This is a genomic window from Photobacterium sp. WH24 (assembly GCF_019204055.1).
Lineage (GTDB): Bacteria > Pseudomonadota > Gammaproteobacteria > Enterobacterales > Vibrionaceae > Photobacterium > Photobacterium arenosum.
Window position 1 is genome coordinate 56166 of sequence record NZ_JAGSOZ010000018.1, and the last position, 26549, is coordinate 82714.

Annotated in this window: 30 protein-coding genes and 1 pseudogene; 22 read left to right on the forward strand and 9 right to left on the reverse strand. The window is 48.8% G+C overall.

Features of this window, described 5'->3' with window-relative positions:
- Positions 1 to 474: 474 nt before the first annotated feature.
- From KCG43_RS17960 to aroG, 6 genes are all read left to right on the forward strand, one after another.
- Positions 475 to 1053 (forward strand): nucleoside triphosphate pyrophosphohydrolase family protein, encoded by a 579-nt coding sequence (locus tag KCG43_RS17960; RefSeq protein WP_218386631.1) that lies wholly within the window; start codon positions 475 to 477, stop codon positions 1051 to 1053.
- 128 nt (positions 1054 to 1181) lie between these two features.
- Positions 1182 to 2546, forward strand: coding sequence for an MATE family efflux transporter (locus KCG43_RS17965; RefSeq protein WP_225445002.1), 1365 nt, complete (start codon positions 1182 to 1184; stop codon positions 2544 to 2546).
- A 188-nt stretch (positions 2547 to 2734) separates the two neighbouring features.
- Positions 2735 to 3562 (forward strand): alpha/beta fold hydrolase, encoded by an 828-nt coding sequence (locus KCG43_RS17970; RefSeq protein ID WP_218386634.1) that lies wholly within the window; start codon positions 2735 to 2737, stop codon positions 3560 to 3562.
- A gap of 24 nt (positions 3563 to 3586) precedes the next feature.
- Positions 3587 to 4522: a bile acid:sodium symporter family protein gene (locus KCG43_RS17975; protein ID WP_218386636.1), complete on the forward strand. Its 936-nt coding sequence runs from the start codon at positions 3587 to 3589 to the stop codon at positions 4520 to 4522.
- Between the two features lie 136 nt (positions 4523 to 4658).
- On the forward strand, positions 4659 to 6155 hold the full coding sequence (locus KCG43_RS17980) for a cobyric acid synthase (protein ID WP_218386639.1): 1497 nt from the start codon (positions 4659 to 4661) through the stop codon (positions 6153 to 6155).
- A 273-nt stretch (positions 6156 to 6428) separates the two neighbouring features.
- Positions 6429 to 7484, forward strand: a complete 1056-nt coding sequence (gene aroG / locus KCG43_RS17985) for a 3-deoxy-7-phosphoheptulonate synthase AroG (RefSeq protein ID WP_192014168.1) — start codon at positions 6429 to 6431, stop codon at positions 7482 to 7484.
- Between the two features lie 104 nt (positions 7485 to 7588).
- Here aroG and KCG43_RS17990 read toward each other — a convergent pair whose 3' ends face one another.
- Positions 7589 to 8128, reverse strand: a complete 540-nt coding sequence (locus tag KCG43_RS17990) for a DUF4136 domain-containing protein (RefSeq protein WP_218386641.1) — start codon at positions 8126 to 8128, stop codon at positions 7589 to 7591.
- 108 nt (positions 8129 to 8236) lie between these two features.
- Here KCG43_RS17990 and KCG43_RS17995 point away from each other — a divergent pair, with 108 nt between their 5' ends.
- From KCG43_RS17995 to KCG43_RS18010, 4 genes are all read left to right on the forward strand, one after another.
- A complete protein-coding gene (locus tag KCG43_RS17995; RefSeq protein ID WP_218386643.1) occupies positions 8237 to 8746 on the forward strand; it encodes a hypothetical protein in 510 nt (169 codons plus the stop codon).
- A 103-nt stretch (positions 8747 to 8849) separates the two neighbouring features.
- Positions 8850 to 9659, forward strand: coding sequence for a crotonase/enoyl-CoA hydratase family protein (locus tag KCG43_RS18000; RefSeq protein ID WP_192014164.1), 810 nt, complete (start codon positions 8850 to 8852; stop codon positions 9657 to 9659).
- A gap of 66 nt (positions 9660 to 9725) precedes the next feature.
- The gene (locus KCG43_RS18005) at positions 9726 to 10304 is read left to right on the forward strand and encodes a rhomboid family intramembrane serine protease (protein ID WP_225445001.1); all 579 of its coding nucleotides are present in this window, start codon (positions 9726 to 9728) and stop codon (positions 10302 to 10304) included.
- An 11-nt stretch (positions 10305 to 10315) separates the two neighbouring features.
- Positions 10316 to 10648, forward strand: coding sequence for a DUF1840 domain-containing protein (locus KCG43_RS18010; protein ID WP_192014163.1), 333 nt, complete (start codon positions 10316 to 10318; stop codon positions 10646 to 10648).
- A 1-nt stretch (position 10649) separates the two neighbouring features.
- Here KCG43_RS18010 and KCG43_RS18015 read toward each other — a convergent pair whose 3' ends face one another.
- On the reverse strand, positions 10650 to 11291 hold the full coding sequence (locus KCG43_RS18015; RefSeq protein WP_218386645.1) for a DJ-1/PfpI family protein: 642 nt from the start codon (positions 11289 to 11291) through the stop codon (positions 10650 to 10652).
- A gap of 132 nt (positions 11292 to 11423) precedes the next feature.
- Between KCG43_RS18015 and KCG43_RS18020 the strand changes: the two genes are divergently transcribed.
- On the forward strand, positions 11424 to 12134 hold the full coding sequence (locus tag KCG43_RS18020) for an AraC family transcriptional regulator (RefSeq protein WP_218386648.1): 711 nt from the start codon (positions 11424 to 11426) through the stop codon (positions 12132 to 12134).
- 102 nt (positions 12135 to 12236) lie between these two features.
- Positions 12237 to 12572, forward strand: coding sequence for a tRNA-binding protein (locus KCG43_RS18025; protein WP_192014160.1), 336 nt, complete (start codon positions 12237 to 12239; stop codon positions 12570 to 12572).
- 59 nt (positions 12573 to 12631) lie between these two features.
- Here KCG43_RS18025 and KCG43_RS18030 read toward each other — a convergent pair whose 3' ends face one another.
- Genes KCG43_RS18030 through KCG43_RS18040 form a run of 3 tightly spaced genes read right to left on the reverse strand, consistent with a single transcriptional unit; the run spans position 12632 to position 14848 of the window.
- A complete protein-coding gene (locus KCG43_RS18030; protein ID WP_192014159.1) occupies positions 12632 to 13396 on the reverse strand; it encodes a class I SAM-dependent methyltransferase in 765 nt (254 codons plus the stop codon).
- A 38-nt stretch (positions 13397 to 13434) separates the two neighbouring features.
- Positions 13435 to 14070, reverse strand: a complete 636-nt coding sequence (locus KCG43_RS18035) for an HAD family hydrolase (RefSeq protein WP_192014157.1) — start codon at positions 14068 to 14070, stop codon at positions 13435 to 13437.
- Between the two features lie 31 nt (positions 14071 to 14101).
- On the reverse strand, positions 14102 to 14848 hold the full coding sequence (locus KCG43_RS18040; protein ID WP_192014155.1) for a CPBP family intramembrane glutamic endopeptidase: 747 nt from the start codon (positions 14846 to 14848) through the stop codon (positions 14102 to 14104).
- Between the two features lie 112 nt (positions 14849 to 14960).
- Between KCG43_RS18040 and KCG43_RS18045 the strand changes: the two genes are divergently transcribed.
- Positions 14961 to 15629, forward strand: coding sequence for an alpha/beta hydrolase (locus KCG43_RS18045; RefSeq protein WP_192014153.1), 669 nt, complete (start codon positions 14961 to 14963; stop codon positions 15627 to 15629).
- A gap of 45 nt (positions 15630 to 15674) precedes the next feature.
- On the opposite strand, the gene KCG43_RS18050 is transcribed toward KCG43_RS18045, so the two are convergent.
- Complete coding sequence (locus tag KCG43_RS18050) at positions 15675 to 16055, reverse strand: PH domain-containing protein (RefSeq protein ID WP_161455251.1); 381 nt, start codon at positions 16053 to 16055, stop codon at positions 15675 to 15677.
- Between the two features lie 169 nt (positions 16056 to 16224).
- Here KCG43_RS18050 and KCG43_RS18055 point away from each other — a divergent pair, with 169 nt between their 5' ends.
- Positions 16225 to 16677 carry a GyrI-like domain-containing protein gene (locus tag KCG43_RS18055; RefSeq protein WP_218386650.1) on the forward strand — a complete coding sequence of 151 codons (453 nt, stop codon included), beginning with the start codon at positions 16225 to 16227 and terminating at the stop codon, positions 16675 to 16677.
- 94 nt (positions 16678 to 16771) lie between these two features.
- Here KCG43_RS18055 and KCG43_RS18060 read toward each other — a convergent pair whose 3' ends face one another.
- Both KCG43_RS18060 and KCG43_RS18065 read right to left on the reverse strand, forming a co-directional pair.
- Positions 16772 to 17749 (reverse strand): hypothetical protein, encoded by a 978-nt coding sequence (locus KCG43_RS18060; RefSeq protein WP_218386652.1) that lies wholly within the window; start codon positions 17747 to 17749, stop codon positions 16772 to 16774.
- 163 nt (positions 17750 to 17912) lie between these two features.
- Positions 17913 to 18491, reverse strand: coding sequence for a glutathione peroxidase (locus tag KCG43_RS18065; RefSeq protein WP_370630711.1), 579 nt, complete (start codon positions 18489 to 18491; stop codon positions 17913 to 17915).
- A gap of 266 nt (positions 18492 to 18757) precedes the next feature.
- On the opposite strand from KCG43_RS18065, the gene KCG43_RS18070 reads away from it, so the two are divergent.
- From KCG43_RS18070 to KCG43_RS18080, 3 genes are all read left to right on the forward strand, one after another.
- Positions 18758 to 18979: a hypothetical protein gene (locus KCG43_RS18070; protein WP_218386668.1), complete on the forward strand. Its 222-nt coding sequence runs from the start codon at positions 18758 to 18760 to the stop codon at positions 18977 to 18979.
- Positions 18980 to 19281: 302 nt separating this feature from the next.
- A complete protein-coding gene (locus KCG43_RS18075) occupies positions 19282 to 20331 on the forward strand; it encodes a hypothetical protein (RefSeq protein WP_218386655.1) in 1050 nt (349 codons plus the stop codon).
- Positions 20332 to 20380: 49 nt separating this feature from the next.
- Positions 20381 to 21463, forward strand: coding sequence for a hypothetical protein (locus KCG43_RS18080; protein ID WP_218386657.1), 1083 nt, complete (start codon positions 20381 to 20383; stop codon positions 21461 to 21463).
- Here the strand turns inward: KCG43_RS18080 and KCG43_RS18085 are convergent.
- Positions 21455 to 22339: a LysR substrate-binding domain-containing protein gene (locus KCG43_RS18085; RefSeq protein WP_218386659.1), complete on the reverse strand. Its 885-nt coding sequence runs from the start codon at positions 22337 to 22339 to the stop codon at positions 21455 to 21457. The genes KCG43_RS18080 and KCG43_RS18085 overlap by 9 nt on opposite strands.
- A gap of 182 nt (positions 22340 to 22521) precedes the next feature.
- Between KCG43_RS18085 and hisC the strand changes: the two genes are divergently transcribed.
- From hisC to KCG43_RS18110, 5 genes and pseudogenes are all read left to right on the forward strand, one after another.
- Positions 22522 to 23607, forward strand: a complete 1086-nt coding sequence (gene hisC, locus KCG43_RS18090; protein WP_192014141.1) for a histidinol-phosphate transaminase — start codon at positions 22522 to 22524, stop codon at positions 23605 to 23607.
- A gap of 33 nt (positions 23608 to 23640) precedes the next feature.
- Positions 23641 to 24414, forward strand: a complete 774-nt coding sequence (locus KCG43_RS18095; protein WP_192014139.1) for an ABC transporter substrate-binding protein — start codon at positions 23641 to 23643, stop codon at positions 24412 to 24414.
- A 705-nt stretch (positions 24415 to 25119) separates the two neighbouring features.
- A complete protein-coding gene (locus tag KCG43_RS18100; RefSeq protein ID WP_005526636.1) occupies positions 25120 to 25374 on the forward strand; it encodes a type II toxin-antitoxin system Phd/YefM family antitoxin in 255 nt (84 codons plus the stop codon).
- The gene (locus KCG43_RS18105; RefSeq protein ID WP_192014137.1) at positions 25367 to 25636 is read left to right on the forward strand and encodes a Txe/YoeB family addiction module toxin; all 270 of its coding nucleotides are present in this window, start codon (positions 25367 to 25369) and stop codon (positions 25634 to 25636) included. Before KCG43_RS18100 ends, KCG43_RS18105 begins: the two co-directional genes overlap by 8 nt.
- A 106-nt stretch (positions 25637 to 25742) precedes the next feature.
- A pseudogene (locus KCG43_RS18110) lies at positions 25743 to 26326 on the forward strand (transposase); the annotation flags it as partial.
- Positions 26327 to 26549 lie beyond the last annotated feature (223 nt).

A 26549-nucleotide genomic window follows, 5' to 3' on the forward strand; every position in this document is an offset into this window, starting at 1 on the left:
CAGCGATTCGTTGTCGCTGCCCCCACATAGCTGCCGAGTTTGATGAAATAGTGTTTGCTGCAACGGCTGCACTGGAACTTATGACTATTTTTGTTAATGATTTTATCTAACATCGTTCGGCGAATACGCAGAGGAACACTCTTGCTTTTGCAATGTGGACACATAATCGTACTTTTTTTCTATGAAATCGTGGGCGTATTGTATTCGACAAATTAATCAATTCAGTGATTTACGTCACAAATCACTATTGCATATGCGGCAGGGTGTAATGCATAAGTTGAATATTGCCTAAATGTCAGTCAAATGAAGGTGAAATCTTGCTTTTGTGTTCGGAGAAGAAAAATGAAAGCTCGGAATGAGTGTGTTACCATTCGCCGACTTTTAACCGTGTAGCTGATGCCGCCACCTTAATAACTGAGGGATGCAGCGACTTTCCGCTTCGCACGATGACGATAGATTGATGAGGAATTTAGTATGAAACTGACTGTGCTGGATCAGGCATTGTTTGACCACTTGTATCGTGACATTAGAGAGTTTCGTACTACGTTTGATCTGGACATTGAGAATCCATCGACGCTGAATGAGCAAATGGACCAGTTACATACCTCGCTGGCAGTAGAAGAACTGACAGAACTGGCGGAAGCTGATTCTCTGGTTGAGCAGGCCGATGCCATTGTCGACACTGTTTATGTGCTGATGGGACGGCTGGTGCACCTGGGTGACAGCAAGGTTCAGGACAACTTGGGTATCAGTTATATGATTGACCTGTTACTGCAAATTGCCAAACGACTCAATATCGATTTCGTTCCCTGCTGGGACGAAGTGCATGCCAGCAATATGAGCAAGGTGTGCCGTAACGAGCAGGAATTTTCGGAAACACAGGCGTTTTATGCCAAGCAGGGCGTAGAGATTACAGGTAACCAGAAAGGCGATTACATCATTGCTAAATGTGCCAAAGATGTTGAGTTGGAAGACAAAGTCATACGCAAAGGGAAAGTCCTGAAATCTGTGTATTATCGTCCCGCCGATCTGGTGACATTAGTAACTAACTAATTTCTGAGTTTCATCATCGCTTGATCCCTGCCACATAGGCGGGGATTTTTCCGACTACTTTCACTCACTGTCTTCGTACTGACGTACCAGCCCTTTACACTTTTCTTTTTTCTGACGAATTTCTGATTATGCCCCGATCTAATGCCACTGATTCCACCCATGCAGGTTCGCTGTCGCGACAGCTGTTTTCTATGACCTGGCCGATGATGTTCGGTGTACTTTCGTTGATGAGCTTTCAACTGGTCGACAGTGCCTTTATCGGACAATTGGGTGTGTTGCCTCTTGCTGCCCAGGGCTTCACGCTACCGATACAGATGATCATTATCGGTCTTCAGGTTGGACTGGGTATTGCCACGACGGCGGTGATCTCACGGGTGCTCGGCAGTGGTGACGAGCGGCGTGCCAAGCAGTTAGGTGGACTGGTTGTTCTGACCGGTGCTCTGATAGTCGTTGTTGTCGGGATTGCCATCTGGTTATTGAGAGGACCAATCCTTTCATTGCTGAGCGCGCCGGATAACGTCCGGCCACTCATTGATGCTTATTGGCCGTACTGGCTGTGCAGTGCCTGGCTGGGTGCCATGGTCTATTTTGCCTACAGTTTGTGCCGGGCCAATGGCAATACAGTGCTACCCGGTATCATGATGGTGGTAACCAGCGTGCTGAACATGGTGTTGGATCCGCTCTTTATTTTCACGCTGGATCTTGGGCTTGTCGGTGCTGCAATGGCAACCATAGTGGCATTTGCCATCGGCATGCTGGTGATGTTTCCTGTTGTTATCAAACGGCATTGGATGTCGTTGAACTGGCAGGGCCTGCATGTCATGGCATCGATAAAAGAGCTCCTGAACATTATGGCGCCCGCCATGCTCAGCCAGCTGATGCCGCCGCTGGCTTCCATGCTGGCAACAAAACTGGTTGCCGGCTTCGGTGCTGCTGCCGTCGCCGCCTGGGCGTTAGGATCCAGACTGGAATTTTTCTCTATTGTGGTAGTGCTGGCGCTCACTATGTCTATGCCGCCTATGGTGGGCCGCTGTCTGGGACAAAAGGACATGGCATCAATCACGGCATTAATCCGGCTGGCGGTGAAATTTATCATGGTCTGGCAGTTTGCGATCGCTGCGATTTTGCTGATGTTGTCTGTATGGCTGCCGTCCGTGTTAAGCAGCGATCCATCCGTCAGCCAGCTTCTTTCTGTTCATCTTCGCTGGGTGCCCGTCAGCCTTGGCCCGCTTGGGGTGTGTATGCTGATGGTTTCGGTGAGTAATGCGCTGGGGATGCCGATGCGGGCATTGGTGATTTCCTGTTTAAGGTTATTTGCCTGTTTTCTTCCGTTGATCTGGCTGGGCGCGCACTTTGGCGGAATAAAAGGCCTGTTTATCGGGGCGATGTTTGGTAATCTTGCCGCCGGATTGATGGCCTGGCTGTGTTTCCAGCAAGGCATGCATAAAGTGGTCGCGAAATTCACACCTGCGACTATGGCAGAGCAGAATTAATACCAATCTGGATAAGTCAGTGTTCAATCAATGCGCAGGAAAAATCGCTTAGAACAAGGCATGGCGTGCAGCTCGCGAGCGGTTCTAACGACAAAATCCATAAGGCAGTGGTTATCGGTTTTAACCAGCAAGAATGATCAAAGACTTATGTAGGTTGGTATAAGTACAAAAGAAGACTTGGAGCAACAATGAACCGTATTTCCCCGCAGCAAAGGCATCGATTTAAGAGCATCAGTTATCAGGACATTGGGCAGGGTCCGGTGATCCTTCTGGGCCATGCTTACCTGTGGGACAGCACTATGTGGCAACATCAGACAGCAGCGCTCAGTCAGCATTTTCGTTGTATCGTGCCGGACTTCTGGGGGCACGGCGAATCTGATGCCGCGCCGTCCGCCAGCGCAACACTGGCTGATTATGCCAGTTTGATCAATGAATTACTGGAACACCTTGGCCTGGATCAAGTGGGTGTTGTTGGTCATTCGCTGGGCGGAAGCTGGGCGATTGAACTGGGTGTGCTTGCCCCTGCTAAAGTGAAAGCTCTGGCGCTGCTGGACAGCTTTGCCGGATTAGAGCCTGAAGTGGTTAACCTGAAATATCAGGCGCTGTTACGTGAGGCTGAATCTGCTCAGTGTTTCAGCCAGCCATTTATCGATTTCTTTACCCCTTTGCAGTTCGGCCAGAATGCAGAACGGCGTCAGCCTGAACTGGCTGCGCGGTTTCGTACCCGTTTAGCGCAATATCAGGGCGGTGCGGTCAGTGCGCTGACCCAGGCCGGGCGTATGTGGTTTGGTCGCCGTGACAGTTTTGAAGATGCCGAAAACTTTGCTCTCCCATGCCTGCTGTTAGTGGGGGCGCAAGACAGAATTCGTTCTGTGCTGGAATCGCATCTGATGCTGGATGGTGTGACAGGCAGCCGTCTTGAGCTGATTGCAGAGGCGGGCCATTTAACACCCCTGGAGCAACCGGAAGAAGTCACAGGCCATTTGCTGCCATTTTTCCGGCACACCATGGAATGACATTAGAATAATTGAGGGAATAAGATGCTAGGGATTGTGATCAGACTTTTTCCGCTGTGGGCTGTGCTGCTATCCGGTTATGCCTATGTGCAACCGGCTTTTTTTGTTGAGTTGAAAGCCGCGATCGTACCTTTGCTGACATTTGTGATGTTAACAATGGGGCTGACGCTGAAAATGACGGATTTTCTGGCGGCAGTACAGAACAAACGTGCGGTGAGTGTCGGTGTACTGTTGCAGTTTACCGTCATGCCTCTGGTGGCCATAGTGCTCAGTCTGGCATTGGGGTTTAACCCTGAGCAAACCGTTGGTATGGTGTTGGTGGGCAGTGTTGCCGGTGGTACGGCATCTAATGTGATTTGCTATCTCGCCAAAGGGGATGTTGCGTTATCCATTACCATGACGGCAATGTCGACCTTACTCGGCGTGTTTCTGACACCGCTGCTGACCGGCTCCCTGGCGGGGCTGAGTGTCGAAGTCCCTATGATGGCGATGCTCTCCAGTCTGGTAAAAATGGTCTTGCTACCTGTGCTGGGCGGGGTGCTGATTAATCATTTTGTTGCAGGCTTCACGCGTCGGCTTGCCCCTGTTTTGCCTTTGCTGTCTGTGGTTGCCATTGTCATTATCATTGCGATTGTCGTGGCGCTCAATGCTGAAAGCCTGACGCAAATCGGGCCGGTGATCGCGCTGGCGGTTATTCTTCATAATGGTATTGGCCTGGCTGCTGGGTATTTTTCCTGCCGTCTGTTGGGATTCAATGAGACAGTCTGCCGTACCATTGCCATTGAAGTTGGCCTGCAAAATTCCGGTCTGGCGACGGCGCTGGCGATGAAATTCTTTTCCCCGGTTGCGGCGATACCCGGTACGCTGTTTTCAATCTGGCATAACATTTCAGGTTCAATGCTGGCGGCGTACTGGTCTAAAAAAGCCCCGGCTCAAAGTGTGAATCCGTTAGCAAGCTGAACCGACAGGGAAGAGTAAAAAGCAGTCAGTTATCATCACTGGCTGCTTTTTTCATTAAGCTGCCTTTCTGACTTAATCTGACACAACGCCAAAATAGTTCGTTACAGTGTCATTGATATTCAACGAGAGAAAAGACATGCAATCAACAGTTCGTGCCCTGATGGTTCAGGGGACTACATCTGATGCAGGAAAAAGTGTGCTGGTTGCCGGATTGTGTCGGGTGCTGGCAAGAAAAGGCATTCAGGTCGCGCCGTTCAAACCGCAAAACATGGCACTGAACAGTGCGGTTACCGCTGATGGCGGTGAGATTGGTCGCGCTCAGGCAGTTCAGGCTTTCGCCTGCGGTATTGAGCCAACAGTAGATATGAACCCGGTATTGCTCAAACCGAACACGGACACTGCCGCCCAGGTGATCGTGCAGGGCAGGGCTGTCGAGGACATGGATGCCATTGGCTTTCAGGGTTACAAGCAATTTGTGTTGCCTTCAATTCTGGCATCTTTCGCCCGCCTGCAGCAGCGCTACGACACTGTGGTGATTGAAGGGGCCGGTAGTCCGGCTGAAGTCAATCTGCGCGAAAACGATGTCGCCAATATGGGCTTTGCCGAACCTGCCGATGTGCCGGTTATCATTGTGGCCGACATAGATCGCGGCGGTGTTTTTGCGCATCTGTACGGCACGCTTGCCTTATTGTCTGAGTCGGAGCAGGCCAGAGTAAAAGGCTTTGTCATTAACCGATTTCGCGGCGATATCACCTTATTGCAATCCGGGCTTGACTGGCTGGAGCAGAAAACAGGCAAACCTGTACTGGGTGTATTGCCGTATCTGCATGGCCTGATGCTCGAAGCGGAAGATGCGATTTCTGTTCAACAGGTGGAAAAAGTAGACAAACCCTTGCAGGTTGCGGTGCCTGTATTAACCCGAATCAGTAATCACACCGATTTCGATGCATTGCGGATGCATCCTCAGGTCAATGTTCACCTGACAGGTAAAGGGGAGCCATTGCCTGCTGCCGATCTGATTATTCTGCCCGGTAGCAAAAGCGTGCGCAGCGATTTAGCTTACCTGCGTGAACAGGGCTGGGATAAGCAGATTGCCCGGCACCTTCGCCTTGGCGGCAAGGTCATGGGTATTTGCGGCGGTTACCAGATGCTGGGCGAATGGGTATCCGATCCGCATGGCCTGGAAGGGGAACCGGGTCAAAGTCCGGGTTTAGGTTACTTGCCAATTACGACGGTTTTGGAGCCCGAAAAGCAGCTTAAACGCTCTCAGGGCACATTACGTCTGCCAGGCATGCCGTCGGTTGAGGTCAGTGGTTACGAAATTCACGCCGGGGTGACATCGGGTGTGACGCTGGACTCAGCACCGGTTCATTTGCACACAGACAGCGGGAATCTTGCTGATGGTGCAATCGGTGTTGATGATCAGGTGTTCGGTACTTATTTACACGGCGTGTTTGATAAACCCTCAGCCTGCAGCGCTATTCTGAGCTGGGCCGGTTTATCGGACTGCCAGACGCCAGACATGGAACAAATCAAAGCGGAAAACATTGAACGGCTGGCTGATGAAATCGAAAAGCATCTCGATCTGGCTGCGCTTTGGCCTGAATTGAAGCATTTGTTTCAAAAGGTATAATTTTTTCTGGTAACTCAATCTGCTGCATAATAATTAATAGGCAGAGTATTTTAAGGTGATACAGGAAAAATGCCTGTAAATATCGTCTTACAGGTCTGTGTTGGCGAATGGCATGAAAATCAGGCTGAAAGTATAAGAATAGCGTTTGTCATTCATTTTCAATTAGCGTTTGCACATACAGGATGAAGGCGATAAGTTAAATGCCTGTTGGAGTAGATGATCGGCCTGATACTGACCATATCAGGCCACGATATGTAATTGGAAGTAAGCAGTATGCACAAAACAGACGACGTAAGAATTAAAGAAATTAAAGAATTATTGCCGCCGGTAGCCGTGCTGGAAAAGTTTCCGGCCACTGAAAACGCATCTGAAACTGTCTATGAAGCGCGTAAAGCCATTCATAACATTTTAAATGATGAAGATGATCGCTTGCTGGTAGTGGTTGGCCCTTGCTCCATTCACGATACGAAAGCGGCTATTGAGTATGGAGCCCGCCTGAAAACATTGCGTGACGAACTGAAAGATCGTCTGGAAATTGTTATGCGTGTCTACTTTGAAAAGCCACGTACTACAGTTGGCTGGAAAGGTTTGATTAACGACCCGTATATGGATGACAGCTTTCAGTTAAATGACGGCTTGCGTATGGGTCGTAAACTGCTGCTGGATTTGACCGATATGGGCATGCCGACAGCCGGTGAATTCCTGGACATGATCACACCACAGTACATGGGTGATCTCATCAGTTGGGGCGCAATCGGTGCGCGTACCACTGAGTCCCAGGTTCACCGTGAACTGGCCTCTGGTTTGTCTTGTCCGGTGGGATTTAAAAACGGTACAGACGGCAATATCAAAATTGCCACTGATGCTATCGGTTCCGCCAGTGCGCCACACCATTTCCTTTCCGTAACCAAGTTCGGTCATTCCGCGATTGTATCAACGGCGGGTAATGAAGACTGCCATATCATTCTGCGTGGCGGTAAAGAGCCGAATTATAGCGCGGAGCATGTGAATGCTGTGGTTGATCAACTCGAAAATGCGGGTCATCGTCAGAAAGTGATGATCGACTTCAGCCACGCCAACAGCCTGAAGCAGTATAAGCGCCAGGTTCTGGTTGCTGAAGATGTGGGTCAGCAGATTGCCAGCGGTAACAAAGCTATCTTCGGGGTGATGATTGAAAGTCATCTGGTTGAAGGTCGTCAGGATATTGTCGATGGCAAGGTTGCTACTTACGGCCAGAGCATCACGGATGCCTGTATTGGTTGGGAAGACACTGAAAACGTGTTGCGTGAGCTGGCAGATAAAGTCGAACAGCGTCGTCAGAAGTCATGATCTGATATCGGCGCGGCCACTCAGCGCCAGCGATGATTGAAAAAGCGAGAGTCTGACCGGGCTCTCGCTTTTTTTTGTATTCAGGTATGGCGCTTGAGGTGATATCAGCCGCCCTGACCGGGCGGGTACTGTGTGAACATTTCACTGACCTGTTCCTGTATGAAGTTGTCTCTGGCTGTCGGGGTCATGCTTTCTGTCAGTTGGCGACGGGAAATAGAACGCCAGATAACTTTATTGGTTTTGTTATCAATTAATTCAACGATCAGCTTGCCATAGGTGTATTCACGGAATCTGACAGGGGCTGAATAGGCAATGCTGCTATAACCGTAACCAACTCCAAATCCGACTGAGGTGCCGTAAGAGTCAAAATCTGTCATTTCCCGGATATAGGGGTGAACCGTGATATCAGCCTTTGGCTCTGCTTCCAGTACCGGTTGCAGACCTTTATATCTTAATTCCCGTTTGATGGTGTCTTCCAGCCGCGCTTTATCAAGACTGACAATCGACGATTTTCCAGGCTCAGCAAACTGGAAGGTTTTGTACTGGCCGAAGTCGACGTTTGCATTGTAGTCAGTGGATACCTTGGCGCTGCACCCGCTCAGCAGAATCAGGACACTGGGGATAAGTATCAGTAAAGCTCTCATGCCATTACCCTCGCTAGCTGATTGGATCCCGGTTGCTTTGAGTATAGCGTTTTGGTGGCTTCTATAATCAATACATCTGAGAGTGACATTTTTCATCCGGGAGCAAGAATGAAAGTCGCAGGTGGTTGTTTTGCTGTGCTAATCATTTTCGTTGCTGCTGGTAGTCGTCTGTTGGCGGAAAACCCTGCGGCACAGGGGGCCGAGACAGACATTGTCAGCCTGTCGGTTCATTTCATCGACCAGACCAGAGTGAGCGATGCCCAGTCAGACAAAGCAGAGCGAGCAGATAAGACAGAGATACCCGGCCTTCTTTTTCATCCGCTAGACGGCTATGTGGAGTATGAGCGTATTTGGTGCCTGTCCGGTGATTTTTCAGTTAAAGACTACCAAGCGCGCATTCAGGCGTTTTGTCGTCGTCAAAAGGGTCGAATGGAAGGGGAATGGTGCCAGGCAGCAGATGTACCACTCTTTAGTGCCTCCATTGCCCTGATGGGGGAAACGTGCACCCCGGCAGGTGAAACAGCGGTTGTACATGTTTATCAGCCGCTTACCAGCCCGGACTCTGCCGACTGGCAGCGATTTGCTGATGTCATGGGCTATCAGGCGGTAAAGAAGTAGCTCCTGTGTGGCACCGGGCAGAGTTTCATCATCTGCCAGCTGATTTTATCAATCAGTCAGGTACACTTATCTGGACTGACCAGATAACAAACAAGGATGTAGCATGTCAAACTGGCAACGGCTTTTGGTAACAGAAGAAGAGGGTATTGTTACCGTCTCTTTAAATCGGCCTGAGAAACTGAATGCGCTGGATATCAGGTTATTCAAAGAACTGGATAGCGTCAGCCAGTCTTTGCGTAAGCGAAAAGATATTCGTGCCATTATTTTAACCGGTGAGGGCGGTAACTTCAGCAGTGGCCTGGATGTTAAGAGTGTAGCGACCTCACCGAGCAAGGTGTTGGGAGTGCTCAAAAAATGGATGCCGGGCAATGCCAATCTCGCCCAGCGGGTATCGCGCAACTGGCGCCGTATTCCCGTGCCAGTGATTGCTGCGATAGAAGGGCGTTGTTATGGCGGTGGCATGCAGATAGTGCTGGGGGCCGATTTTCGTTTTGCCACACCGGAATCTGAACTGTCTATCATGGAGATACGCTGGGGCCTGGTGCCAGATATGGCGGGCTTACTGTCACTGCGCGAGTTGGTGGCAAAAGATGTGGCGATGAAGCTCACGATGACCGGCGAAATCGTATCCGGCTCTCGCGCGCAGCAACTTGGCCTGGTCACGGAAATTCATGATAACCCACGCCAAGCCGCGCAAGTGCTGGCTCAGCAGTTCTGTCAGGCGTCGCCAGATGCGATTGCTGCCATCAAATCAACCACAACCAGCAGCTGGTCTCGCAGCGAACGGTATTTGCTGGCTAGAGAAACCATCAGCCAGCTGAGGTTGATTCTGGGGAAGAATTTTCACATCGCCGGATACAGGCAGCGTAACAAAGCGGATAAACCCTATCGGCAACGCCAGTCATTTTGGTAACAAATCCATGGGCTTATCTGTTCAGCAGGCTTATACTTTCTAAAGACCCCGCTGGAGGAGAGCCTGTTGGATCAAAGTGACAAAGACGCCATCTGTTTTATTGGCGCAGTCGTTGTGGTTTGTTTTGTCGTACAGGTTGTCAATGTACTGCTGAATGGCTACCTGCTGGATTTTGGCTTGCTGCCAAGACACCTTAACCATGCGATAGGCCTGTTAGCCTATCCGTTTATCCATGGCTCGTGGGCACACCTATTCAGTAATATGGTGTCATTTTCAGCCCTGGCTTATCTGGTGTCACGTTCAGGGACGGCCAGATTGATCTCTGTCTTTATGATCAGTTGGGCGGTCAGCGGGGCAGGCGTGTGGTTATTTGGCCGCATGCATTACCATATTGGCTTAAGCGGTATTATCTACGGACTCTGGGCGTATCTATTGGTTTATGCCGTGCTCAGACGTAGTATCAAGTCGATGGCGATTGCTTTGATTGTGATGTTTTTTTACGGCCCGATGCTGACGGGGATCATTCCCGCGCATAGCTGGATAAGCTACGAAAGTCATTTGTCCGGCGCGCTGGCCGGTGTGATGGCCGGCTATGTGTTCGCCCGGCGGGATAAAGCCAAAGCCATAGCAAATGTTGAACAATAAGAGGATGACGCATGTTAATTACCTTTCACTCCCAAGCCAGTGCCAACATCACCATGTTTGGCGATGTGGCAAAACAACTGATTCATATGATGGGATACTGCGAAAATATTCCCGGTATCATTGATGTCGATGACGTGCCGCAAGCGTTGTCGAATCTGCAAAGTAAACTGGCAGAAGCAGAAAAACAAGAAGCGGTTCAGCAGGCTGAAACAGAAGCGGAAGAGGATCCCTGGGAAGATCAAGAGCCACAGATCAGTATGATGACAAGAGCCAGACCGCTGATTGAGATGCTGGAATCTGCCATCGCGGATGAGGTCGTGGTGATGTGGGAATCAGACAACTGATTCACTCGACCAGATGAAGTGGTGCAAAAGGATCGTCGTCCGGATCGTTGCGCCACAGGTATTCTGCGTCAATGGCAACCTTACGTGCTGCTTCCTCCCCCATTAAAAAGGCAATGAGACCAAGCGACATATCCAGCCCTGCAGCAGTGCCGGATGAGGTGAAGGTGTTCTCATCCTGAACCCATCTGGCAACAGGCTGCCATTGCACGTTATGGTTGAGCTCACTGACCCAATGATACTGGTGTTTGCTGGTGGTTGCGGCTTTGTGATCCAGCAGTCCGGCCTGAGCCAGCAGTGCCGATCCGGTACAAACGGCACAGCAAATTCTGGCTTTGCGGCCCTGGCGGCTTATCCATTGAAGCAACTGAGGGTTGTTCAGACTGGCTTTGACGCCTTTACCACCCGGTACCAGTAACAGATCGCAGAACAGATCGTCATTATAGTCGGCCTCGGTCATCAGGCTGACACCCTGCTCACTGATAACGGCTGAGGCGTTCTCAGAGACCAGAGTCACTGTAATCTCTTCTTCGAGCGCGTTCAGCAGCGTCAGCGGGCCACTGACATCCAGCAGGCAAAATTCTGGAAATAAGGGGATCACAATACTGATTCCACGCTGTTTGTCTGGGGCAAGGGCTTCTGTCATCCTGTCACACTTTAAATTGCTCAACCTAACGTAAAGCATAGTTGTTTAACTGGTTATCCAAAAAAATCCTGCCAGACCAGAGGTAATATTTTCTCCATGGTATGGCAGCCCTGAGACAGAGATATCGCTTACATGACGGTCAGACTATCGATTCGAAGTTATTCTCTGGTAATGCGTGCTCATTTACATACGTATCATCAGTTAGTGCTGCCCCTGCATGGCAATATAACCATGACATTGCCTGGTTACTCTGGAAAGGTCGGACCTGGGCAGTGTGTGGTTATCCGGGCTGAAATGATGCATGAGTTTAAAGCGGATGAAAAATGCCGTTTTCTGGTTGCTGATCTGGACAACTTGCCAGAGAGCATACAGCAGTTACCCCGACCTGTATTTGCGACTTCGCCTGAACTGGTCGCCTATTGTCAGTTTCTGGAACTTCAACTGACACAGTCGGCACAGCCCGGTTTGATAGAGTCAATGTCAGCGCTGTTTTATCACTTATTGCAGAATCAGGTCATTCCCGCTTGTCGTGATGGCCGGATAAGTGAAGCCGTACGTTTTCTTAATGAAGATATCAGTCGAACACCGTCTCTTGGTGAACTGGCGGTACGGGCCTGCCTCAGTCTCAGCCAGTTCAAGACGCTGTTCAAGCAGCATATGGGGATGACGACGGGGCAGTACTTGCTCACTCAGCGTATGACAAAAGCCAAAGCGCTGCTGGCGCATTCAGATTTACCTGTTTCCCTGATTGCCGAGCGGGTAGGCTTTACGGATGTGTCAGTATTCAGCCGTCGTTTTTCGGTGTACTGGGGGGAAACGCCCCGACAGATACGCCAGCGGTGAGAGTTCGGCTTCTGGCAATACAAAACCGGCTTTTCAGCAAAAACGGCGGAATAATTCTGCGCTAATTTCTAACCTCTTTTAATCAGTGAGGCAGGAAAGAGTATGGATATTTGCTGGCAGGATTTCGAAAAAGTGGATCTCAGAATCGGACAGATCATTGCCGTCGAAGCATTTCCGGAAGCAAGGCGGCCGGCGTTTAAGCTCTGGCTGGATTTTGGTGAGGACATAGGCCAGCGTAAAAGCAGCGCGCAAATTACCGACTTATATGACGCAACAACGCTGGTCGGTAAAAAGGTGATGGCAGTGGTCAACTTTCCGGCCAAACAGATCGGCCCCTTTATGTCGGAATGCCTGGTGACCGGATTCTATCGCGAAGATGGCTCTGTCGTGCTGGCTGTGCCGGATCAGGATATCCCCGTTGGTGCGCGGCTCGGATAAAGCGGTCAGAAAGCGGTCAGGGCAGACAGCGGATAGAGTACCCGCTGTCTGTGGATGATTTATGGTTTGTGAATTTTACCCAGATAGAGGTAGGTGTCGTAGTCGAAGGTCAACTGTCCGTCGATCTGGTGAGTATGAAATAAAGTCGTCAGGGCATCAGTGAGCGCATGGTAAGCGGCGCTGTCTTGCGGCGGGCAATAAGACGCTGAACGTACTCTGCCGATAAAACCGTCTAAGTCGAAATATTGCCGGTATTCAAAGGCCAGTTTTTGCATTTGGCCATCGGCAAAGAAATGACTGAGATCGCCGTCGGTCAGATTCATGTGATTGACGCTGGTGTAATCCGTGCCGTACTGGGCCAACAGGTCATCATACTGCTGTTGAATCGGTGTGCAGAGCTTGCGCTGATTCCAGATTAACGCGAGATGCGCGCCTGGTCTGGCAATGCGCTGAAACTCGCGACGGGTTTGCTCATTGCAAAACCAATGAAAAGACTGGGCGGCGGTGATCAGATCAACCGACGCATCAGCTAAACCTGTGCGTTCAGCAGGTGCGGCCGAACTGGTATAGCCAGAGTATTCTGCCAGTTGCTGATCAGCAGCAAACCGCATGGCGTCATTGGGTTCAATGGCGCTCACCTGAAGCCCTTTATCGAGCAGCAATTTTGTCAGTATGCCGGTACCCGCGCCGATATCGGCAATCTGTGACTGACTATCGAGATGGGTTTGAGACACTAACGTCTCGATCAAGGCGAGCGGGTAGCCGGGGCGATATTTCAGATAGTCATCGACCCGGTCTGAAAAGCGTTCTGTATTCCCTGTCATAGCAGATGATTCCTTGCATTTAGTGATACGATTACCGGTTATTGAATCAGTTGCAGCCATTGTGCTGGCGTTTCAAACATATAAGCGGGATGCTCAGTTTCCAGCTCTTTGCTTGAACCATAGCCCCAGAGCACACCGGCAGATTGCAGGCCATTCTTGCGGGCCGCTGTCAGGTCAACCGCTCTGTCGCCAATCATGAGTGAATGCTGGCTGATCGTGAACCGCTGCCGCAAGTCTTGCAGTTGCTGCCACTTTTCAATCCCGACATCGCCACCATTGATAAATTCGAACAGGCCGTCCAGGCCGAACAGCGTCAGAATCTGTTTGGCAAAGACAGCAGGCTTTGACGTGCAGATACCCATGTGTATTTTCTGATTGTGCAGGGTAAGCAAGGTGTCTTTTACACCGTCATAAAGCCTGTTTTCAGAATAACCTATGTCTGCGTATCGCTCACGGTAGCGGGCCACCAGATCGGCGATGAATTGTGGGTCATGATTGCCCGTTAACGCGATAAACGTCTTGTCCAGTGGTGGTCCAATGTATTTGGCTATCTTCTGCTCGGGCAATTCGGGCAGCCCGCCATGGGCGAGGGCGTAATTGAATGATTTAACGATCCCCTCTTTGGGGTCACTGATGGTGCCGTCCAGATCAAAAATCAAGATGTCATGCTTCATTTATGCGGTCTCCTGAACCTATAGCGTCTAATTATGTGGTGGGTACACCAACAAACAGTGCCATGCTGAACATTATCCAGTCATTGATAATATGGGCGCCGGTAGAAACCCAGATACTTTTGGTCTTGAGGTAAGCAAGGGATAACACCAGCCGGGCGGTTCCTATGACTAACAGACATTGTAAGAGGTTCCAGCCATAGGTGGGTAAATGCGCCAGGCCAAAAATGACGGCGGTGATCACCCATGCCAGAATAATCGAGCGCGTTCTTGAAAAGTGGCAGTGGGAATAGAAAACATGCATCAGCGCCAGGAAAGGCAGAATAGTGAAAATTTCTTCGCCAAACAGCTGTGGCAAGGTCTTGAGAAAAAACAATACTTTTTCTACGGTCGTCATGTCTGACAACTGTGCCAAAGCATGATTAGGGTTGGCACCAAAAAGTTTGACGACCAGTAAACCGAGCAAGACGCTGATTACTAGATTTAACAGACCAATACCTATCATCCATTTGAGATGATTGAATGACATCGGGCGAAAGATTGCGCGCCAGTGGAAGGGAGCTATCCGGGCAAGATAGAAAAGAGGAATGGCAAAAAACAGGATGGCGGGAATGAATTGTCCAAATGGGGTGGCAAAGAGTGGGATGGGAGTAATCAATACCGCAAACCCAGCAAAGACTAGTACCACAAGGAGTAGCCACTGGCGGGGGCTGAAGGCAGCAGGTTTGTCGTTATAAAAAGGAAAATCGTCAATGGTTGAATCATTCTTGTCTATTTTCATTGCTTTCCCTACTTATTTATGTGCGTCTGATTGTACATGGTAAATGCGTGCTGGTCAGCATTCGTTAACTTGCGTAACATGGACCACAGAACTGATTGATAAGGAATTTATCATGCCTCAATTAGACTGCGTTGAAGTCAATCCTAAGGTCAAACCCACTGCTTCTGTTATCTGGTTGCACGGATTGGGATCGAATGGCCATGATTTCGAAGCCATTCTCCCTGAATTAAAGTTACCTGCTAATTCCCCTGTGCGCTTTATTTTTCCTCATGCACCGTCGTTGCCTGTGACAGTTAATGGCGGAATGGTGATGCCAGCCTGGTACGATATTCTCGAAATGGGTATCGGCCGGAAATTGGACAAAGAACAGTTGCTGGAATCTGCCGACAAAGTGGCGGATCTGATTGACCGTGAACGTGGGCGGGGCATTGCGAGTGATCGGATCATTCTGGCCGGTTTCTCTCAGGGAGGGGCAGTGGCTTATCAGGCCGCGTTAACCTATCCGCATCCATTGGCCGGTTTACTGGCGCTGTCCACCTATTTTCCGACCGCTAAAAGCATTGATGTGGCACCTGATAATCGCCAACTGCCTATCGAAGTGATGCATGGCAGCTTTGATCCTGTCGTGCTGCCATCCATGGGTAAATCGGCAGTAGAAGATTTACAGGAGCTCGGCTTTCATCCCCAGTGGCGGGTTTACCCCATGGAACATCAGGTGTGCATGCAACAGGTTAAAGATATTGCAGACTGGCTGAAGCACACCTTAAATATCGATAATTAACCTCGCTCTTTCGCCCGGCCTGTTATTAACCCGACTGAGCCGGGACTATTTCCCGGCAATTTTACTGGCAAGTAATCCTTGCAGCTGGTAGATATTGGTTTTGCTGCCAAATTCCATACCGATTGGATCATGCTGGCCTGAAATCCAGATTTTTAACTCTGCGTCTAAGTCAAAATTGCCAGTCGATTCCACCAGAAACATGGTAATCGACTTATAAGGTATTGAACGATATTCCACTTTTCGCCCTGTCATACCTTGTTTGTCTATCAGCAATAAACGGCAGTCGGTCAGGATCAGCATGTCTCTTATCAGCTTGTAGGCCAGCTCAATCTTTTCATTAGGCCCCAGAATGATCTGAAGCTCTTCCGTCGCTTCAGAAATCGCCATTTCCCCGGCATTGCCCAGTAGTTTATCCAGTAGGCCCATGGTGTTTTCCTTTTTAATTATTGAGTTAGTCAGTAATTTGCTTTGTGTGGCGCTGATTAAACAATACGCATCAATGCAGAAATATACCAGCTCGGTACATTGACAGGTCAGAATGGACTTGTATATTTATACAGTGCTTTTTTTATTGTTCATTAACTGGAGAATGATAATGCAAAAGGAAAAATTGTCTGCGAACTGGCTGGCTTATGTCGAAGTACAGGGGCCATACGGTGAGAATTATGATCCGGCATTAAGCACCCTGTTTGGCTGGGCTGCACAGCAAGGGCTGCAGGGAGGGCGGTGTATTTTCGTCTACCTTGATGATGTGGAAAAAACACCACCGCAAGAATGCCGCACCCGTGTCGGCATCACTGTGCCTGAAAGCACTCAGGTAGAAGGCCCGATTGCGCTGACTCATTTACCGGGTGGCGATTACGCAACGTTACGTAAACAAGTAACAGATAAGACGCAATACGGGAGGTACTGGCAACAGCTGCATCAGGAGATAGCGGAAGAGACCAAAATGCAGTTCGATTATGAGCGACCGTGTTTTGAGCTGTACCACAGTGTGGATGAAGCAAATGATATCTGTGACACCAGTTTCTGCATTCCGGTTAAGTAGGGTACTACTGTTGGTATCGCAGCCACCAACCCAGGTGAAATGTCGGGGGCTGGTGGCTGTAACCGGATAACGGTATACCAGAAATCAGAACAAATTAGCGTTTATCTAAATCCATGTATTCCAGCATTTCAGACAATTGTCGGTTGCGTTCAGCCGTGAGTATTCCCAGCCAGTCCTGCATGGTCAGGGTAGTGTTCAGAGAAGCCAGCATCATTGCGGTTTGTTCACTGTAAATCAGCCATGCTCTCTGTACGCTTTCAACATCCCGAGCAGTGACTTCCAGGTTAAAGTCTTCAATCGGCCCCATTTTCAGGCGCTGAATCAGGCTGTCATAAGTCTGGCTTAATGTAGAATCGGCTTCATCTAACGATGGAATGTCTTCTGGCTGGTTACCCGCTAACGTGTCCAGAATTTGCGACAGATATCTGTCGTTTTGGTTAGATACCGATTCAATGCGAAAGGCCGTATGGCTGCTGCCACCGTGAAGCTCTTCATGTATTGCTCTGTGCTCAAAGAAGTCTTCTGCCATTCTGACCGCGTTTTTAATGGTTTGCTGCTGGGAAACAGGCAACTGTTGGATAGCGGTATCCTGTCGCTGTTTTCTTTCAATATGCTGTTCACCGGCAAACCGATTGGCACAGAAAGCCGAGCCAACACCGCTAGTGATGTATTGGCACAAATCAAATGTGAATGGCTGATTATGTTGCCAATGATCAAACGCATCCTGCACGGCATACTTCTCTTCTGCAGGCGCGAATCCGCCTTCGCAGATGAGCTGTAGCGTAAGCTGATTCTTTTCTGTCAGGGGGTAAGTGGAACCTGTTGAGACCTTCTCTGCTATTTCCCACACTTGGTACAGTGTGTTATCAGCCTGTGCCAGCAGATAAGCCTCGCGGTCTGCCGGCGTTAATGCTGCCAGCTCGATATGACCCACTTGTGAACACATTTGTTCAGTACTGAGTTCTGGGCGATCGCCAGCCAAGGCTGATAACGGGTAAATAACGGAAAGCGTAATAAGAGACAGGGCTGAAGCCTGAATTAAAGGGATGCCTTTGATGGTGTGTCCTGACATGGTTAAGGTGTGATGGAACGTAATGAATGGCGATAAGATCGCAGGTTGTTCGTGAAAGAACAAGGGGTGAAATCAAAAATAAGCAGGAAAATTGCAAAGCATTGGCCTGATGCGATTCGGGTCATAGAAAAAAGTCGCAGCAGGCCAAAAACAGGGAGTCTGGTTACTGAGCTTGCGTCAGTAATTGTTCGATACTTTGCGTCAGTTTAGGATCGTTCGGCTTGGTGGTACTGGCAAAAACGGTGAGTACTTTGCCATTGCGATCGACCAGATATTTGTAGAAGTTCCATTTGGGCGTGATACCCGAGTCGTTAGTCAGTTGCTTAAACACAGGGTTGGCGTCGCTGCCGCGAACAGCGCTGCGATTCATCATGGGAAACGTTACGCCGTAATCCAGGTAGCAGACTTTTGCCGTGTTTTCTTCATTGCCTCTGTCCTGGAAGAAGTCATTGGACGGGAAACCGATAACGGCAAACCCCTGGTCTTTGTAAGTCTGATACAAGGTTTCGAGACCTTCATACTGAGGGGTGAAACCGCACTGGCTTGCGGTATTGACTACCAGCAGAACCTGACCTTGAAATTGCTGGCATAAATTCACGGAATCAGCACTGTTAAGTTTAGTGAACTCATGGTTTAACAATGGCGGACATTCAGGTTCAGCGGCTTGCACTGTAGTGAAAGTCGCTGACGCAGTGGCAATAGCAGTCGCTAGAATCAGGTGTTTAGTCATTGGGCGGAGCATAAGTGAATCCTGTCGTGTGAACCAGCCACAGCCGAGAGGCTATTTAAAGCTGTATGTTGATAAATTCTAACGTCTTATCGCAACATTGCGAGACATTCACCAGGTTTATTTGGCATGCAGTAAGAATTGATGAACAAAGTCTTGCAATCCGACAGACAAGCTTTAACGTGTGGCAGTTATTGATAGACACTTTAATTGTAGGAGGGCGCTTGAACAGACCCAAAAACAGCGGATGGCAGCGATTGCTGACGGCTTTTCAGTCCGTGATGGACTTTCAGCAGAGGATCTGGGTCGTCAATGTCCGTGAAAGCCGTTTCCAGGATGAATCATTCATAGTGAGTGAAGACAGCTTTACAACACCGCTCCAGTGGATGAGCAAGAAAGGTTACAGTGAAGCGATGCTGAGTGAAGTAGAGAGCATGAAGCGCTCTCAGGTGCTTGAGTTTAAATTAGGCGATAGCCATCATAGTGTCATGCGAGTGAAGTAACTCGTTTCTCCTTTTCTCTGCTGTGAATAATGACCAGCGCAGCCTTGTTTAAATCAGCCTTATCTCTTTAGTCTTCTGAAAAATAAATCAAATTTAAAAATTATCAAACATTTTCACTTTCGAAAGTGCGCATTTTTATGCGTTTTTTCGTCTTCTTTGTGATAAAAAAGTTATGGTTTAGATCAAATTTTTAACATTAAGAAGATAAAAAATGCTCGTAGTCGCAAATACTAGATGCAGTGCAACTGAAGTGACTGTTGCGCCACATGAAAGAATAATGTTGATAACGAAGAAGAATGACTATGAAGACACTTTCGACCTACCTCACCTTAGCAACACTCCTTGCGGCGGGTTCTGCTCAGGCCGCGTTGAGCGATTACAAAGTCGTCCTGGTTCATGGCTTCCAGCCTGGGCAGTTGCAATCAAAACCCGACAGTAGTCAGGTTAATCTGGACGGGGCCTCGTACTGGCAAGATTATTGGCAATCCCGTGCTGATGCCCGTATCGACTGGCCATCTCACGAACGGATTACGGGAAAAATATCGACAGATTACGTGTGGCCTAAGCTGAAAGCGTTTTCGGAGCAAGGTTTATGTCATCCAGGTTGCGTGTTTGTCACCCATTCAACCGGTGATCTGGTGACGCGCTATCTGATCGATAACCAGGCAAACTGGCTGGAAAATGCCGGCCTGCAGCCACTCAATATTATTGCGACATTTGATTTTGCGGGTGCCGGTGGCGGGTCTGAATTAGGTGACATGGCAGTGAATGTTGCTGAAGGCAGCGGAACATGGAACAGCATGCTGAAATACGCAGTGTCCTTGTGGCTGGGAGAGATGCCCAGCAAAAACAATACGGGCGTATTGAACGATCTTCGTGTTGCCAATGCGCGCCAGCTTGCTGCCTTGCCGGACAGCCGTGTTCCCAGAATCCGTTTTACCGGCGACAGCAGTGATTATCTGGGGGTTACCTCAGGGTATTTGCCCGGTAACGATGACGGGGTAGTGGCCAGTCATTCCACTTGCGGTGCCAGTAACGCGGGAGACTTTACCAGCTGCTCGGTGAATGTGGGCTATAACGGTAAGCTTACAACACAATCTCGAGGTGTCAGCCAGTTCATGCCTTATCATTACCCATTACTGATGGGGGAAGGCTACAGCCACAGCGGCCTGATCCATAATAAGCATGAAGGACAAGTTACAACGGCCGCGGAGCAGGTCAGTTTGCTGGATGGAAACCTTGTCCGCGTGAATTCTACCGATGAATGGTACTGGCTAAATGGCGCCTATTACCGTTATGTCGATGGTTCGGATACCCTGACTATGTCTGAAATTGTGCATTCTTTCTTGTGATCTCTTCATGGCTTTGGCGCAGGTCAAAGCCATCCTCAGCAGGTTGGATATGAAAAAGAAAAGGATAATAGTCGTCGGGCTTTCAGGCACTGCTGTGTTGATGTTTGCCATCTATAGCATTTGGCCAACTCAGCACACGGATACGGAATCTGTGCAGGTTGCAGCCAGAGAAACTGTTAGTACCAGCAATAAAGCCGCTTTGGTGGCGACCCAGCCAGCAATAGTGGCACCCCACTTATCGGTTTCAGATGACAGAAAAACTGCACCTGGGCAGAAGGAGATAACGCTTCCTGTTGATATGGCAGATCAATTTGTTGTGATTTCAAGTGTATACGCTGCAGAACTGGCTTATCCGTCTTACTCCAGGCCACTATCGGTTCAGGATACCCAGTGGCTTGAGCCGAACCGGTTTGTCGCGGTGCAGGCTCCCGTCATGGACGGTAATCATACTGCGTCGTTATTTCTTGATTCCTTTCGGCATTTTTATCCTGATCCTGTGAGCCTGACGGTGCAGAGCAGTTTGCCGGTTGAGTCGATATCTGTTGAGCTGATTGATGTCAATACATATCAAAAGCTGGCCGCTGAACAATCACTGGGCAATCAGGTTTTCTTTGAGTCTGACGAGAGCTGGCCGTCAGAAATACGAGCCAGAGCAAACATTTACTTCACAACAGGCTCCGACATACTTACCGCTGATTTTCGCTATTACATACCGGTGGCAGAAGTTGTTGCAGTCGCTAAGCCAGTTTCCGAGCGTGCTGATATGAGTATTCCGGTCACTTTGTCGGTTAAGCGTGATGGGATATACCGTGTCAGAGCCAACCTTTATACCCAGAGTGGGAAGCCTGTCGCCGTTCTGAGCGCCAGGCAATCGCTTTTTGCAGGTGAACAGACGGTCACATTGAAAGCGCACAATAGTGTCCTGTCTGACACAGATGACTATGAACTGAGAACGTTTCAGGTAGAGAAAATGTCGGGCTTTCCCGGTGAAGAAACGGAATATGGTATCAGCCAGAAACCCGTCTGGCCCTTGGGCACCATAGACGTGTCTCTGTTGAGTGATGAACCGTATACCCCCACACCAGAAGAGCAGCAACGCATGCAGTTTTTGCAGTCGGCCGCCTCAGACTGAGGCGGGCGGAATGTCACTGAGAATCCAGTCAAACAGCAGGGACAAGGATGCATTCGGGGTCACGTTTGGCCGAACCAGATAGTATCGTTTACCCGAAGGCACACTTTGCGGGCAGGGCATGATTAACCGGCCGGCATCTAAGTCTTGCTTGGCCAGTTCAACATCCCCCACCGCGATACCAAAGCCCTGAATAGCCGCACTTACTGTTAAATCCAGAGTGGCAAACCGCTGGTTCTGGATGGCGTGTTTACCCACATAACCCATATGTGTCAGCCATAACCGCCAGTCGGTATGCTGTGGCGTTGCATGCAGCCAGGTATACTGACTGAGCTGCTCCGGCGAAACGGGCAGTTGAGAGTGTTGAAATAACACTGGTGAGCACATGGGTGACAAGTATTCATCAAACAGACGAAATGTTTTTACTTCTTTATGGGGAGGTTGCTCGTCATAGCAAATCGCCGCATCAAAAGGTTCGGACGAGAAATTCACGCTGTGCATGATGGCAGAGGTTAACTCGACATCAATATCAGGGTGGGCCTGCTGAAATGACATCAGTTTTGGCAGCAGCCAGGAGGTAATACAGCTGGGGGCTTTTAACTTGATTTGCTGTTTCTCATTCGACACCTGATCGACTGCCTTTTGCAGTTGGGTCATGACATGCTGCACCATGGGTAAAAATGCATGCCCTTTGGTTGTCAGCGTTAGCCCGCGGGCATGGCGTTGAAACAGTCTGACTTTCAACTGTTCTTCCAAAGCCAGAATCTGGCGGCTAACAGCGCCTTGAGTGACATTCAGGTGTTTAGCTGCCATCGTAAAATTTAAGTGTTCAGCGGTTATCAGGAAAGCCTGAAGCTCTCGGGTAGAAGGAAGTCGCATCAGTGAATCAAACCTCTCAAGCCATGCGTTTTTCTCATGGCTAGTATGCCTACTTTTCGATTCTTATTTCAAATTTATTTGTTTAATTTATGTAAACGGAAAATATAAAGATTCTCAGGTTGAATGTTTAATCATAAATCTGGGCTTAATTTTGTTATTCATGCATTGCGAAGAGGTGTGTTGTGACGTCGCTAGCTACGAAATTAGTTCCAGAGGTAGTAAAAAACCTCATACCCTATCAGTCTGCTCGCCGCATTGGCGGGAAAGGACATATCTGGCTTAACGCCAACGAGCTGGAGCAGAGTGAGCGTTACGGCGAATCAGAGAGTTACAATCGCTACCCTGATTTTCTTCCGCACGTTATTGAAAAAGCGTATCTGGAATACAGCGAAAATGTCTTAGGTGGCGCAGCGCTGCAATGTCAATCGCTGGCGGTTCGCGGGGCCGATGAGGGGATCGATTTATTGATTCGGACGTTTTGCCAGCCGGGTAATGATCAAATCATTGTTTGCCCTCCCACTTATGCAATGTATGAGTTCTGTGCCGATTCAATTGCAGTGAACACAGTGAAAGTGCCTTTGGCAGAGGATTTCAGTCTGAATGTTGAGGCGATTACCCCTTATCTGAAAGACAGTAAAATTCTGTTTTTATGTTCGCCTAATAATCCGACAGGTAACGTTATCCCTCACGAGCAAATTGTGGCTTTGCTTGAAGCGAGCAAAGACTCCACTCTGGTGGTGGTTGATGAGGCCTATATTGAGTTTGCGCCGCACACCAGTGTGGTGAATCTGATAGCCGAGTATCCGCATCTTGTTGTGATTCGTACCTTGTCGAAAGCGTTCGGACTGGCCTCGATCCGAGTAGGATTTTTACTGGCTGACACGAGTGTGATGGATTATGTTGCACGCTTGATTCCTCCTTATCCGATAGCGGATCCAAGTGCGCTGGTCGCCAAAAAAGCACTCCAGGAAGAAGGACTTGAGGCCATGCGTCGTCAGGCGGATGAGCTGGTGTCCATTCGAAACTGGTTTGCTGAGGAAGTGGCAGGGCTGGCTTTCGTCGAGAAGGTGTACCCGTCTTCCACCAATTTTGTTCTGATTAAATTCAGTACCGACGATTGCCTCTATCAGTACCTGCTGCAAAAAGGCATAGTGACCCGTAATCAGGCTCATGATCCGCGATTGGCTCGCTGTGTCCGTATTTCTATCGGTACCCGAAACAGCATGCAGGAAACACTGGATGCGTTAAAAGAGTATCCATTAAATTAAAGAATAAACACGACAGTGTAAGAGGGGACAACAATGAAAAAGCAACTAGGTCTGGGTCTGATCCTGGCAACAGCAATGATGGCGAATGTTCAGGCTGCGGATAAACCGGTACGTTTAGCATCCGATTTTACTTACCCGCCATTTAACTACAAAGACGCGAATGGCACCCCGAAAGGGTTTGATATTGAAATTGCCGATGCACTCTGCCAGGAAGCGAAACTGGACTGCGTTTGGGTAACGCAGAGCTGGGACGGTTTGATTCCGTCGCTGTTAGCCCGTAAGTCAGATGCAATCATGGCATCTATGCGTATCACAGAGGAACGTAAGCAGCGGGTATTGTTTACCGACAAGTATTATCAGACTCCGGCCCGGTTTGTTGCTCGTAGCGATGCTGGTATCAGCATAGATAAAGCCGGCCTGGAAGGGAAAAAGATCGGTGTTCAGCTGGGCACTATTCATGACCGTTATGTCACTGACATGTATGGCGATGTAGCGAAAATTCAGCGTTATACAGGGCAGGACGAAGTGTATCTGGATTTAACTACCGGCCGTCTCGATGCCGCCTTTGGTAACTCGGATCAGCTTGCGCTGGCTTTTCTGGAAAAAGAGCAAGGCCAGAATTTCGAGTTTGTCGGTGAAGCAGTAACAGACAAAGCTTATATTGGCGAGGGAACAGCCCTGGCATTGCGTAAAACAGACAAAGCACTGGCGGATAAATTCAACAAAGCGATTCAGGCTATCCGTGAAAATGGTACCTATGACCGTATTGCCGGTAAGTACTTTAAGTTTGATATTTACGGTGAGTAAGGGTTTCCGTTTACTCTCTGAAAAATCCGAAGCGGTTGCTTCGGATTTTTTTTGCGCTGGGGTTGGGTGAGTTTGTCGCGCATTGGGTTCTGTGGCTCAATTGACATTGTCTGATGCGCGCCAGGTACTCTTTGTCAGCCCAAAGCGTACCCAGAAATGCCTTTTGTTCTTTGGTGTGGTCCGGGCCGATTGTAGGCGCTCCCGGCGCCGACAACCTAAAAATTCGTCCTGAATTTTTCCCTGATTATGTACCATCAAAGTACGTTACTAGGCCGTCATGCCCGCGTCAGGCGGGAATTCATAAAGCGAGTGCGATTTCTAAGGCTGGGTGGGTATTCGCATGTCTGCGGCATCTTTGCACGGAGAAAGTGACTGATGTCTCTGAGTTACAAGTGTATAAACACTGATTGTTTGGGGTAAATCATGAAATACAAAAAAAGTAAAGAATATCAATAGGGTGGCATAAGTAGTTTGAGTAAGATATACGACATGCTGTCGTGTATCTTACTGATATATTTATATGGTAATGCGCAGTTAGTTTAATATGATCAAACACTACAGTGGCTTCTGATTAAAAGAGTTATACGGCATGGTGTCGTTGAATAAAATGTTATGTGCCTTATCAATATTGCATGTTCAATTTACTGTACAAGTAGATTGATGAAGACTATACTTGTCCCGTTAAATGTACATGTGGAGGTTCTTATGAGAATCGTATCTTTTACTGAAGCTAGAAATGGTCTCAAAGCTGTTTTGGACGGTGTAGTTAATGACGCTGATACAACAGTTATTACACGCCGTGATTCTGAAGATGCTGTAGTTATGTCTTTAGACTACTACAATAGCCTTATGGAGACAGTTCACTTACTACGCTCTCCTCAAAACGCTGAACACCTAAACCGTTCGATAGCACAGTACCGTGCAGGTAAAACAACTGCACGAGAGTTAATTGATGAGTAGTAGTCAACATTTACTATCGTGGACTGATGACGCTTGGGATGACTACCTGTATTGGCAAACTCAAGACAAGAAAACACTCAAGCGCATCAATAAACTCATCAATGAAGTTAAGCGCTCCCCATTTGAGGGCATCGGTAAACCAGAGCCGTTAAAAGAGAACTTATCTGGTTTTTGGTCTCGTCGTATTGATGACACTAACAGGCTTGTTTATGCAGTCGATGATCAAGCGATAACGATAATTTCGTGTCGTTACCACTACTAAATAAGGTTCAGCGACCTGGCATCTAACAAATAAGGATATGTAGTGGTTTAATGAACCCGGACACCATTTTAGGTGGTAAAGTAGCCACCAAAGAAAGAGGTGTTTAATGACAAGAAAGCGTCGCTCATTTACTGCTGAGTTCAAACTGGAAGCTGCATGTCTGGTATTGGATCAAGGCTATTCGGTCGCTGAAGCCAGCCGCTCTTTAGATGTTGGGGAAACAGTGCTCCGCCGGTGGGTCAGTTAACTCCAGGCTGAGCGTGGTGGTAAGACTCCCAGCAACAAGGCTTTGACTCCTGAGCAGCAGAAGATCCAAGAGCTTGAAGCTCGCATCAACCGGCTAGAACGCGAAAAAGCGATTTTAAAAAAGGCCACAGCTCTCTTGATGGCGGACGAGTTCGAACGTACGCCCTGATAGACCAGTTAAGAGAGTAAGAATCCACTGAACTGGTCTGCTCCGCTTTCAATATTTCCACGTCCTGTTTTTATGAGTATAAGGCTCGAATTCGTAATGTCGATTGCGAGCGACTGAAGCTTCGAAGTGAACTTCGTCGCTTGTTCAAGGCGAGCCGTGGTTCCGCTGGTAGCCGATCGCTAAAGTCAATGATGCAAGAGTTGGGATATCAGGTTGGTCGTTTCAAGGTGCGTAACCTGATGAAAGAGGCAGGGTTAATGTCGAAGCAACCCGGCCCACAGCAAAGAATAAAAAAAGGTGTTTTCTGGTTACTCTTTGCACCAACAATGAGTAACTGGCGCGCGTCAGACAATGGCGAGAGAAGCGCCGGACTCAAACGCGACATACTTACCCAGCCTTAGAAATCGTACTCGCTGTATGGATTTCAGCTTGTCGCGGAAATGACGGATTGAGAATGTACTTGGCTGGCACAACCTCAGGGAAAAAATACATGGATGT